The organism is Acidobacteriota bacterium, assembly GCA_003225175.1.
Lineage (GTDB): Bacteria > Acidobacteriota > Terriglobia > Terriglobales > Acidobacteriaceae > Gp1-AA112.
Map to the genome: position 1 here is coordinate 1 of QIBA01000015.1, position 10,698 is coordinate 10,698.

Sequence of the window (10,698 nt, forward strand, 5' to 3'; positions counted from 1 at the left end):
AAAAAGCAATGCTCGCGCAGAGAGCGCGTGAGCTTTTCGACGGCATCCCGGTCCTGCAAAACGCGGTCAGAGATCGCGTCCAGGATGTCGCATTCTGTGACTTTGTACGGCTTGAGCGGCAGCATCATTGTGCCTGGAACCGTGGGGGACACATCTCATCACACGAAACGCTGCCAGTCCCATTTCTGGAAGCCTCATCCAGCGCTCGGACGGCGCTGCGCGACCGCAGGTCAGCGATCTCTTCGTGTGACACAGGAAAAGAACGACAACAGAGCGGCGATACCTTCGGGGAAGCGCCACAAACTCAGGGCGGCACAAGAGGCCACTTCGAGCGCGGTTAGCTTCGAGCGGCTGAAAGGATTCAGAGGTCTGAAAACCGACCGGGTTGGAATCAGAAAACAGGGTAATTAGGCCATATAAATAAGGTGGGGGAGCCGACCAGCTTCCCCCGAAGCTGGGAAAAGGGCGTAAGTCATTCACGGCAGCAGACTTATCTCTGCCGTCTGCTATACTTCGGCCGCTATGAACAGGCAGGAACTCGTTCGCCAGCTGGATCTTGAAATCGGCCGCTTAAGCGAAGCCAGGAATGTACTTGCCGCCTCTGACATGGCTGGAATGAGGGGCGCGACTCGAAGAAGAGGCCGTAGGCGTATGAGCGAGGAAGCCAGGGCCAGAATTTCGGCTGCACAGAAGAGGCGCTGGGCTGTTCGAAAAAACGCAGGCAGGGGTTCAGGCCAGCGGACGGTGTCCAACTCATCGAACGCGGCTTCGAGTGAAAAACGAGGACCTCGCCGCATGAGCGCAGGCGCGCGGCAACGGATTGCGGCAGCGCAGAGAAGACGCTGGGCAGCGGTCAAGGCGAAGAAGAAGTAGGAGACTGCAAGCTGTCCCCGCCCGAAATGGGACTTGAAAGACACAACATTTCGTTCGATCTCTTCCAGGTTCATTCGACCAGAACATATCCCGGATCAAACTCCTGAACCCCCGCGTGTCTGCCGGCGATCCAGCGGAGAACATAGACGACCTGCGGATCCGTCAGCCCATGTGACAGAGTGTTGGGAATCACTTCGAGGAGGGCATGGGCGGCGGGATCCCGATAGTAATCGATGTCCGGTTCTACGCGGATGCACTTGATGCCGGCGATCGTCTTCACTGTGTTTTCGTGGAAGGTCAACTGGACGTTGGCCTCTCCAAACTGGATCTGTTTGTAGCTGCTGGTCGCGTCATCGTGGAAGATACCCGGCGAGGCCTCGGGCTCAAACTCTCCCTGTTTCCACGCGGTCTTCACTTGATTGACGATCTCGGCATCGGCAAAGCCGAAGAAGCGGTCCTGTGCCAGCGATGCCGCCCATTCGATCTGCCTGAAGTAGTCGAGCGGCGTTCCGACGGGTAAGTGAATGCCCGACATCGCAGCCGTGAGATTCAGAAGCGATGCCAGGGCCGGCTCGCGGCTCTGCCGCAGTTCGTCGTAGCGGGTTCTGGCGGTGCCAACGTCTCTCTCGCAGTTGAGAAAATCGGCGAAGCGTTGGTGGTCTGCTTTGAGTTCGTCCCAGCTTGGGAACCGGTATTTTGCCCGCCTGGGTACCAGCATGAGATCAACCCGCGAAGGCGCATCCGGCGAAACCTTGACGGGAAAGAAGCCCGCGTCGCGATAGCCGTCGCAGGTCACGAGGACGGTGTAGTTGTCTTTGAAGTTGTCTGAGAACGGCACGTCGAACTCGAATGAGGATTTCTTATAAAAGCGACTCACCAGCTGGGTCTGCGATCCATCGAGGATTCGGATCAGCAGGTTCTTGCCACTCGGGAATGGCTGTCTGGTTCCGTCGAAGACGTTGAGCTGAATGGCAGCCTGATCTCGCGCGAGCGTGGCTTTTGCTGGAGCGGTCTTTCTTTTCTTGGCCATCGGGAATTCCTTTTCGAAATTCACATCTGAACAGCTTGTGCCACCGAGGGACGGACAATATCGTAGAGGGCAGGCGCAAGGCCAGAGTGGAAATACCTTTTTGTTACGAAAACGGAACAGGCGGCGGCATAACTCGGAGGCGCCGCGACCAAGGTCGTAGGTGTAATCTTCGCCCTCCCTTTTATTATCCAGGCGTGCTTAGCCTTTCCTTTCTGTGCCAGTTCACTTGCATTTAGCCTCGCCATTTGAGTTTTCCGAAGCAAGGAAACTCTTTCTCAATAGAGGTTCAGATTTTGTTCCGTAAGTAACGCATTCATGGCCTGTTCGGGATCGCTGCTACGGAAATTCTCGACATGAGGACAAAATGGCAGAGGCAACAATCGATAAAGTGCGTCGGTCGCTGCGCTGGCCCAAGGCGGCACGCGACCTAGTGCGTGAAAACCTGAATGCTCGCGGCCCGGAACTGCGCGCGTTGATTGCCACGCTGGCACGGGAAACCGGATATCCCAGATCGGCTTGCCGTCGCTTTGCCAGAACCATGGGCATTTCGCCGATGCGGGTGCAAAAATCATGGACGGTCACGGATCAGCAGCGGCTCATCAAACTTCTGGATCTGCACCCGGTCAGTGAGATCGGGAAACTTATGCACCGCTCCCGCAGCTCGATCTGGCACATGCTCTATCGCCTGGGAGCAAACGCCAAAATGGGAAAGGATAGCTTTACCAAATACACGCTCGCTTCTCTGCTCCAGGTTCGTGTCGATACCGTGGAACAATGGATTCAGCGGGGCTGGCTTGAATGTCGGCAGCTGGAATCGGGTAGAACGATAATCGAGGCCGCAGATTTCTGTGAATTTTGCAAACTTCACACCCGGGATGTTGTCGGCAATCGATTACGAAAGGAACGCCTGGAGTTCGTCTATCATTTCGCCTTTCCGGGAAGTCATTCAGAACTGTTGCCGGTGCGCCAGAGCAAAAAAGAGCGCGGCGCCTATGACGCGCAAGCCCGAGACAATTCTGGTCACGCCGCAGAAGCGATCTCAGATGGGCAATTCGAGACTGGTACTGACGAGACCAGCCATAGAATATGAATCGGCCACGATGGCAGAGTCATCACATGCGCGTGGCCGAGTAACTCGAGACCAGGCGCACGGTGGCAATTCTAGGACCTCGCTTCCTGCGAGAGTACGCGGTAATTGTGGGCTCTGCAGCAACTCAAGGATGGCCGCGAGCTTGAACCGCGCGTGCTGGACGATGAGAGTTTTCAGCTTAGTGATGATGAAGTCGCATCGAGCAATGAAAGTCGTGTAATTGTCCTGAACTTTATCGAAGCGGTCGATCTTAAGGAAGCGGTAAGAATCGCACAATCGCATCCCGGGCTGCGCTACGGCGTGATAATTGAAGTTCGTTCTTGGAACGACCCCCGAGCACAACGGCCACCGCAATAGAGCTTCGCTTTCCCTTTTGTGAATCAAAATGTCCTCGTATGCCCCATTCACCTGCGCCTGGGAACGGCTTACCGTTCCGGGATTGGAAAGCTTCTCTTTGTTGCCGGTCACAGCGGGCTGGTCTCTTAGCGGCACGATTGTGACGCTGCACGAGGGAATCGCCGCCGACTCGCGTTATGAAATCTATTGCGATCACTCATGGAGAACGCAGAGAGCCGTGATTGAGATCAGGTTTAAGGGCACAACTCGTACTCTGGGCATCGCAGCCGGGAATGGTCACTGGGCGGTAGATAACCGCGAGGTTCGGGAACTCGAAGGCTGCGTCGATATCGATCTCGGCTGGTCTCCATCGACGAACCTGTTGCCCATTCGGCGGCTCAATCTCGCGGTCGGCGGGGATTCTGACACTATCAATGCAGCCTGGATCAAATTTCCCGATCTTACAATTGAGCGTTTGCCGCAGCGATATGAGCGCCTCGCTCACGATTTGTATCGCTACTCAAGTCGGAACGGCGATTTTTCCGCAGACATTCACGTCGATCAGCAGGGCATTCCTGTCGAGTATGCGGGGTTTTGGCGTCGGGTCCCGGCGACCCTCTGAGGTAGACATATCCCAGGCCTCTGAGCGTTCTTTATGCCAGGTGCGGTAACCAGGCTCTGAAATCTGTCTGCGAGTGGCTCCATGGCAAGAGATTCACGTCGTTGAATTTGAAAGCAAAGATCGGATAGCGAGATTGCGCGTGGATTTTCTAAACTGACGCGGAATCCGATCATGTGTGATCGAGAAAGACGGAAACAAAATGCTGGATCAGGAAAAATGCTGGGAAGCCGTTACCAAGCGCGATCGCGATCAGTACGGCAAATTCTTCTTCGGAGTTTTGACGACGGGAGTGTATTGCCGGCCCTCGTGCGCGGCACGGCAACCTCTTCGCAAGAATGTGCGATTTTATGAAACTCCACGCGATGCCGAGCGCAATGGGCTGCGCGCCTGTCTTCGCTGCCGGCCGCTGGCGGCCATCGGAAGCGACCCCAATACCGAACGAATTCAACGGCTATGTCGCTACATCGAGGAGAACAGCGAAGTCTCTCTGAAGCTGGAGCATCTGGCGGCAAAAGCTGGATTGAGTGTGTTTCATCTGCAGCGAAGCTTCAAAGCCATGGTGGGCGTAAGTCCAAAACAGTACATGGAAGCCATTCGGCTTAAAAAATGAAAACGAGCCTGAAGAGTTAGAAAGATGTAACCGAAGCGGTGTACGACGTCGGGTATGGCTCTTCGAGCCGTGTCTATGAACGAGCCGATACGCGACTCGGTATGACGCCCAGGCAATATCGTCAGGGAGTCCGCGATGTTGCCATTACACATGTGACAGTCGAGTCGCCGATCGGACTGATGATGATCGGCGCCACCGATCGTGGTCTTTGTTCAGCCGAATTTAATTCCTGGGTAACCGCCCTCACGCAATACATTGCAGGCCGGCAGCCCCATCTTGATCTGCCGCTCGACATCAGAGCGACAGCGTTTCAGATGCGTGTCTGGAACTATCTGCAGTCGATTCCGTATGGCTCAGTCCAGTCTTACGGAGAAGTCGCCGCCGGGATCGGGGCGCCGAAGTCTGCAAGGGCAGTAGCCAGGGCCTGCGCGAGTAACACTGTGGCGCTCGTGATTCCATGTCATCGCGTGGTGCGGGGAAGCGGAGAGTTGGGTGGATATCGATGGGGGCTCGCGCGAAAGAGAACATTTATTGATCAGGAGCGGGCACATCGACCTCAGGTGCACTAGACGTTCACACCCTGGATTGCGTCACAATCATGGCGCATCGGGTTTTTGGAGGACATGCGCGAGAGACGCTGCCAATAAGGAGTCACGGCACTGCAGTCGAAGAAGCGCTCGTTACGCTGCGAACTCTCAACCTGGTGCAGGTTTACAGCTCCATACTCAAGTCATCAATAACGGCTAAATTACCCTTTTGACCTGGCCGTCTCTCGCCGGCAGCATTCGGGACAATTCTACTGACCGACGAGTACCCACCGGGGCGTCTTACCACAGAACCGCATTCGCTCGCGCCGATTATTGAACGCTCAGCCCGCTGCCCTTCTTGGTTCTTCTCTGATAAACGGGGCTGCAGGCAGAGCGGCCGATTGTAGAATCGGGCAGCTCAAGTCTGAGTTTCCCATTTCCGGAGAACGCTGAAAAAAGGAGCGACGCAATGGCGAGCAGCGCGGTTCGAGAGCGGCTGGCGCAGGACTTGGGCCAGTGGCTTGCTGATGGGCTGGTGCCGAAGAGCACGCACGACCTTCTGCGCGAGCGTTACGGCGCCAAGGAGTTCGGTCTCGGGCGGGTGATCAAGTCGTTCGGGGTGGCGGGCGGCATCCTCGCCTTCTTTGGGCTGCTTGGTCTGGTGGCTGCCATTTCGGGATCGAAGATCGTGGCCGCGCTGCTGATGCTGGCTGCCGGATCGCTCCTCACTGCCGCCGGCATCAAGCTGGCGATGGACAAGCTGGAGCGTTACTCGCTTTCCTCCAAGGCAGTTGTGATGCTGGGAGTGATGGCGGCGACGCTTGGCGTCGGTGTTGCGCTCGATGCGATGGGCATGAAGACCAATCAGTCAGTGCTTCTCACTGGCCCGATTGTCCTGATTCCGATCGGATATCTTGCGTACCGATTCGGGAACACATTCCTGCTCGTTCTGGGTCTGCTGGAATTCTTTCACTGGGTCGGCACCTGGAACCAGATGTGGGGCCAATCGACCTACGAAATTTCGATTCAGGATCCGCGCATGATGAGCCTGGCTGCGCTCGCCGCGGTCCTGGTAGGCATTTATCACGAGCGCGAGCTCAGGCCGCAGACCGGCCGCTTCTTCCAGGCCTACGAAACTCTGGGCCTTATTTATCTCAATCTCTCGCTGCTGATTCTCACCATCGAAGGTGGCCATCAATGGGGCGATGCGAGCTTTTGGATCGCAGCGTTGTCCGCCGTATCGCTAGCCGAGATCGTGGCCGGAGCCCGACTCCACAATCCGCTGCTTACCGGTTTTGGCGTAACAACATTTGCCATCAACATTTTCACGCGTTACTACGAAAGGTTCTGGAACCGCATGCACGCCAGCGTGTTCTTCCTGGTCGGCGGGCTTGCGCTGTTCGTGCTGGGAATGCTGTGCGAGACCATTCTGCGGCAGGCGCAACGGAGGTTGGCATGACTGCCGTCGTCAATCGGGGTATTGCCGCCGAACTCGCCTCGCTGACGCAGCAGCAAATCCTTACCGTCACGCAGGCGCGGAGAATTGCGGAACGATATCCGACAACTCCGTGGGACATTCTCGTCCTCGTGCGCTGGTTCACGATTTTAGGCGCAGTCACCATGGGCACGGGAGCGGTGCTGCTGGCGAAGGAATTCGTAAACGGCCTTCGGCTCGGCGAGGCGGGACTCGCGCTTGGGACTGTGGGCTTTATCGCGCTCGGACGTTACGTAGCGAACTCCAGAGAACTGGTAAAGACGGGCGCCGCTCTCGAGCTTGCCGGCGGCTTCGCTCTGCAAGGCCTCACGTTCCTGCTGGCGGTTGATTTCTCGGCGGGATCAAAGAACTGGCCTTCGCTGATCGGAGTGCAGGCGGTGCTGCTCACCCTCCTGGCATACGCGCTAAGGAACCGCCTCATCCTCATTCATGCCGCCGTCTGCTTCTTTGTATACTTCGGCGGCGAGACCGGATACGTGTCGGGGTGGGGAATGTACTGGCTGGGTATGACGTATCCAATGCGCTTTCTTGGAATGGGAATCGTCTTCTTGCTTGTTGCCTGGATGCACGCCCGTGAGATTCGCCCGTTTCAGGAATTTTCGCGCGTTTATGGCCATCTCGGACTCTTGCTCATCCACTTCGCTCTCTGGTTCATGTCCGTCTTCGGCTACTTCGAAGACCACGCGCGCTGGTACGGAACCGATGGAGAGCGGCTGGCTTTCAGCGCCCTCTGGGCGCTGGTCAGTGCGGCCTCCATCTGGCTCTCCGGAACGATTGGACAGCCGATTCTGCGCGCTTATGGGATCACCTTTCTCATCATCAACGTCTATACCTTTTACTTTCAGTTTGTGGTCGCGAAATCGGCGGAGGCGTGGTTTGTGCATCTGCTGTTAGTCGGCGGCAGTCTGGTGTGGCTGGGCGTCGCCCTGGAACGTCGCCTGCGCGGAGGCGCTGGGATTAGGCCACCGCTGGCCAGTTAAGCGGCTGTCACATGCTTCTACTCTGGCAAATTCAACCCGTGCATGGAGTCTTTGAAGCGGGGGCCGGAGCGTTGCTGCGGTTCAGCGGCCGTTTCAGTTGTCGAGTGCAGCCGCTTCCTTCGCCGGCACATATCCCTGTCCGGGAATTTGTGCCAATTCTTTCGCAGCAGTTCCTGCACGTTCGTTAACGGATTCGGGACTCAAGTTGAGCAAGACAGCACATTTCTGTGCGGACAGACCTACCAGCGTGCGGAGGACGAAGCAGCGGCGCAGGTCGTCCTGCAGATTGAGGACGGATCTCAGTTGCGGCGCCAGGAAACGGAATCTCTGACATGCCTTCCGCACAGCCGGGAAGCGAGCCAGGCTGCCATCGAGTACTGCGCAGGTCACGAGTCTCTCCAATGAGATCTCATCGCTGTCATCGTTTTCGAGGCCTTCAATTACGACGGCCTCCGCAAGCTCAGCATCTGCGGAAAGCAGGAAAGCGGCTTTGAAGCTCATGCTCAGCACGGCTTCATTTCTGGCTGTCAGTTCCATACACTCCGACCTCGAAGACGAGCGGCCCCTATGCTTATCGCATCCTTGCGATCGACGGACAAGATGGGAAATTATCCTGGTATAACTCCTACTCATTTAGGAACGACCCAGCCGGAGACGACTGTTTTTATTCGTTTTCCGATCTGGTCATGACCAGGAACCGCTAAGTGGTTATTGAGTATTTTTTCCAGTGCAGCCATGGTTAGGAGTCCCGGCTGGTCAGAGCGAGTGTGTTCCTGGGGTGGTTGTCGTCTCCGAGCGGCCGAGACACTCACATTTCAACTGCAGTCGCTTGCCAATCGTGGAGTAATTCAACTGGGCTGAGTATTTGGCTGAGAGCCAATTCAACAGCAATAACCGGATGGAAGACGCCAGGCAGGTTTCTTAAGCTGGAAGCATATCGAACCAAATTGATATCGACTGGACCGGAATCAAGGTATCGCTTTTACGGCCGGGGCCAATTTGGGGGACCGTTTATTGGAACGCGGAAATGGCAGTTTCAAAATGGATATGTTGGATTGGGACATCATCGAATTGCTGCAGAAGGAATCGGGAATGTCGCTTGCGCAGATATCGCGAAGGCTAGGACTGCCACAGCCAAGCATCGCTGACCGCATCAATCGACTTGCAGAAGGTCTCATGGACTGGGGTCCCATTTCAGATTCCCAGGCTCCGAACTCAGGGGTCAGTGCGTTCTTGCGACTAGGCGTGCGCGAACCTAAACTGCTCAAGCGTCTATCCAAAACTCCGGAAGTCCGGGAATGTCATCGAATCGGCGAGCCGAACGTCTTTCAACTCAAGATCATTGCAAGCAATCTTGCGCACCTGCGGCGATGCGTTGATAAACTCAAAACTTTTGGGGATGGATTAACAGCGATCGTGATCTCACGGCGATCGCAACTATCTTCCTGCCTGTGTGCAGAACCCTCGACGCGACTCCGCAAGCGGATCCGCCGGGAATAGTCCAAGATCACTTTCGAGATCGCGAAAGTGAGGGAGTTTCCTGAAATATCCGTTTAAGCCTATGCCGGGCCAGACACTAAAGCAGCTCGTTGTCCTCGCTGTTCCATTCCTGGTTTTGATCGTGCACGTTGCCTGGCGTTTCTGGGTGCGCACGAGGCCGACTGTAAGAAAAGCGAATCCAGACGCCGGGCGGACGGTCTTTCAGCCTATGCAGGAGATCCGAGCCTTCTTTCTTCTGACCGCATTTCTCATTGTGTGTTTTTTTGCGTACTGCTGGAGTTCATGCGAGCCTCGCGAGCGGTGGCTGGGATACGTTTGCTTCGGTCTGTTGCTGGGACTTGCTTTTCTCTATCCGCGGACTCTCGTGATTGATATGCAGGGAGTTGTTTCACGCCACTGGCTTGGACGGGAGAAGATCATACGCTGGGAAGATGTGGCAGAGCTTCACTATGCCATGGATAAGCGCTCTCTTGAGATACGCGACAAGGAAAACCGCACGATCGTTCATCGGATTTTTCATCCTGAGCCAGTTACATTCCGGGACTTTGCGCGCGATCGAACCCGGCTGCCATTGAAGATCACGCACCGGCGCTCTCTCAAAAGCAGGACCATCGAGTTGCCATATCGGGATCAAAGGTGAGTCACACTAACTTTTCGGCTCGATGACGTCAGGTGAGCCGACGCGGCATTCCATATCAGAGTTTTCCAGCGGCGACACAATTCGATATTGCTGATTTTTCAGAGTCGCAGGACTTCGGCGTTGCTTTCTGTGTTTGGTTCATCGTCGACGACTATATGCGATAGATCCAATCGTTGGACAATTACCCAGTCAGAGTGTTTTTTCGCCAGCCTTCAAAAGGCTCGTCGAGAATGCGTATCCAGCGACGATCAGCCAGAGAATGGTTTTCATCTACTGCGCAGTCAAAGCGCCTTTCGCGCGAAGATGTATGCTCTTCGGCTCTGGTGCTCAACATCTGGGCTGTAGGGCTCTCGTACTTTTACTTCTTTGATAATGAAGCCGGCAGCTTCAAGCAGCTGCTCGATCTCAGCGCTTGAAAAGAAGAACCAATCCATGGAAACCTGCTTGCCCCACAATTCCGCGGGATGAAGCGTTTCCGTGCCCACATGGAGCCCGAGAAGCAACACACCGCCTGGCTGCAGCGCCCGGTGCATCTCGCTGAATGCAAGCGGGAGCGATCCTCGCGGGATATTCACAATGGCGTAAAAAGCCGCAATTCCAGCCAGCTCTCCAGCCGGCAAATCAAGGGCCAACATATTTCCTTCTCGAAAAGGGACGTCAGGATTCAGCCTTTGGGCCTGGCTGATCATTTCGGGAGAGAGATCGAGGCCGAATACGTTTGCGCCTGCATCTCGCAAATAACGCGCGACCTGACCGGGACCGCAACCGATGTCGCATACCTCGCCGCGCCCGCGGGTTTGTGCCGCGAAATCACTTACGAGCTGGCAGTCCAGGGGTTTGTTTGCAAGTTCGCCGAAGAGGTGACGCGCATATTCATCAGCCAGCCGGTCATAGTTGTCTCGGATCGAAGTAATAAGTTCGTCGTCCATTGATTACGCTCAGCAGGCTGGCTGTGATAATTGTTTCAAACTCTAGGGCCTGTGTTCCAGAAACCA

General features: G+C 55.8%; 12 protein-coding genes and 1 pseudogene. 8 read left to right on the forward strand and 5 right to left on the reverse strand.

Translation table 11 applies throughout. From position 1 onward, the window contains the following. Positions 1–506: 506 nt before the first annotated feature. Genes DMG62_00440 through DMG62_00450 form a run of 3 tightly spaced genes read right to left on the reverse strand, consistent with a single transcriptional unit; the run spans position 507 to position 2,148 of the window. A complete protein-coding gene (locus DMG62_00440; GenBank protein PYY24961.1) occupies positions 507–947 on the reverse strand; it encodes a hypothetical protein in 441 nt (146 codons plus the stop codon). After that, on the reverse strand, positions 944–1,927 hold the full coding sequence (locus DMG62_00445) for a hypothetical protein (GenBank protein ID PYY24962.1): 984 nt from the start codon (positions 1,925–1,927) through the stop codon (positions 944–946). Before DMG62_00445 ends, DMG62_00440 begins: the two co-directional genes overlap by 4 nt. After that, entirely contained in the window at positions 1,924–2,148 is a 225-nt protein-coding gene (locus DMG62_00450) for a hypothetical protein (protein ID PYY24963.1), read from the reverse strand. Before DMG62_00450 ends, DMG62_00445 begins: the two co-directional genes overlap by 4 nt. A 119-nt stretch (positions 2,149–2,267) precedes the next feature. Here DMG62_00450 and DMG62_00455 point away from each other — a divergent pair, with 119 nt between their 5' ends. From DMG62_00455 to DMG62_00480, 6 genes and pseudogenes are all read left to right on the forward strand, one after another. After that, positions 2,268–2,993 (forward strand): hypothetical protein, encoded by a 726-nt coding sequence (locus DMG62_00455; GenBank protein ID PYY24964.1) that lies wholly within the window; start codon positions 2,268–2,270, stop codon positions 2,991–2,993. A gap of 105 nt (positions 2,994–3,098) precedes the next feature. Further along, positions 3,099–3,350, forward strand: a complete 252-nt coding sequence (locus DMG62_00460) for a hypothetical protein (GenBank protein PYY24965.1) — start codon at positions 3,099–3,101, stop codon at positions 3,348–3,350. A 28-nt stretch (positions 3,351–3,378) separates the two neighbouring features. Further along, positions 3,379–3,951, forward strand: a complete 573-nt coding sequence (locus DMG62_00465; GenBank protein ID PYY24966.1) for a hypothetical protein — start codon at positions 3,379–3,381, stop codon at positions 3,949–3,951. A gap of 199 nt (positions 3,952–4,150) precedes the next feature. Further along, positions 4,151–5,130, forward strand: a pseudogene (locus DMG62_00470) (bifunctional transcriptional activator/DNA repair enzyme protein Ada). 427 nt (positions 5,131–5,557) lie between these two features. After that, the gene (locus tag DMG62_00475) at positions 5,558–6,547 is read left to right on the forward strand and encodes a hypothetical protein (GenBank protein ID PYY24967.1); all 990 of its coding nucleotides are present in this window, start codon (positions 5,558–5,560) and stop codon (positions 6,545–6,547) included. Continuing rightward, complete coding sequence (locus tag DMG62_00480; protein PYY24968.1) at positions 6,544–7,563, forward strand: hypothetical protein; 1,020 nt, start codon at positions 6,544–6,546, stop codon at positions 7,561–7,563. Before DMG62_00475 ends, DMG62_00480 begins: the two co-directional genes overlap by 4 nt. A 93-nt stretch (positions 7,564–7,656) precedes the next feature. On the opposite strand, the gene DMG62_00485 is transcribed toward DMG62_00480, so the two are convergent. After that, positions 7,657–8,100, reverse strand: coding sequence for a hypothetical protein (locus DMG62_00485; GenBank protein ID PYY24969.1), 444 nt, complete (start codon positions 8,098–8,100; stop codon positions 7,657–7,659). 504 nt (positions 8,101–8,604) lie between these two features. Here DMG62_00485 and DMG62_00490 point away from each other — a divergent pair. Continuing rightward, a complete protein-coding gene (locus tag DMG62_00490; GenBank protein PYY24970.1) occupies positions 8,605–9,063 on the forward strand; it encodes a hypothetical protein in 459 nt (152 codons plus the stop codon). A gap of 61 nt (positions 9,064–9,124) precedes the next feature. After that, positions 9,125–9,703: a hypothetical protein gene (locus DMG62_00495; protein PYY24971.1), complete on the forward strand. Its 579-nt coding sequence runs from the start codon at positions 9,125–9,127 to the stop codon at positions 9,701–9,703. Between the two features lie 281 nt (positions 9,704–9,984). Here the strand turns inward: DMG62_00495 and DMG62_00500 are convergent, their stop codons facing one another. Further along, on the reverse strand, positions 9,985–10,632 hold the full coding sequence (locus DMG62_00500) for a class I SAM-dependent methyltransferase (protein PYY24972.1): 648 nt from the start codon (positions 10,630–10,632) through the stop codon (positions 9,985–9,987). Positions 10,633–10,698: the final 66 nt, after the last annotated feature.

What these genes read in the sequence shown, in the direction of transcription:
- DMG62_00440 (PYY24961.1), bottom strand. Translation starts at nt 947, where the DNA reads ATGAACCTGGAAGAGATCGAACGAAATGTTGTGTCTTTCAAGTCCCAT.
- DMG62_00450 (PYY24963.1), bottom strand. Translation starts at nt 2,148, where the DNA reads ATGGCGAGGCTAAATGCAAGTGAACTGGCACAGAAAGGAAAGGCTAAG.
- DMG62_00455 (PYY24964.1), top strand. Translation starts at nt 2,268, where the DNA reads ATGGCAGAGGCAACAATCGATAAAGTGCGTCGGTCGCTGCGCTGGCCC.
- DMG62_00465 (PYY24966.1), top strand. Translation starts at nt 3,379, where the DNA reads ATGTCCTCGTATGCCCCATTCACCTGCGCCTGGGAACGGCTTACCGTT.
- DMG62_00475 (PYY24967.1), top strand. Translation starts at nt 5,558, where the DNA reads ATGGCGAGCAGCGCGGTTCGAGAGCGGCTGGCGCAGGACTTGGGCCAG.
- DMG62_00480 (PYY24968.1), top strand. Translation starts at nt 6,544, where the DNA reads ATGACTGCCGTCGTCAATCGGGGTATTGCCGCCGAACTCGCCTCGCTG.
- DMG62_00485 (PYY24969.1), bottom strand. Translation starts at nt 8,100, where the DNA reads ATGGAACTGACAGCCAGAAATGAAGCCGTGCTGAGCATGAGCTTCAAA.
- DMG62_00490 (PYY24970.1), top strand. Translation starts at nt 8,605, where the DNA reads ATGGATATGTTGGATTGGGACATCATCGAATTGCTGCAGAAGGAATCG.
- DMG62_00495 (PYY24971.1), top strand. Translation starts at nt 9,125, where the DNA reads ATGCCGGGCCAGACACTAAAGCAGCTCGTTGTCCTCGCTGTTCCATTC.
- DMG62_00500 (PYY24972.1), bottom strand. Translation starts at nt 10,632, where the DNA reads ATGGACGACGAACTTATTACTTCGATCCGAGACAACTATGACCGGCTG.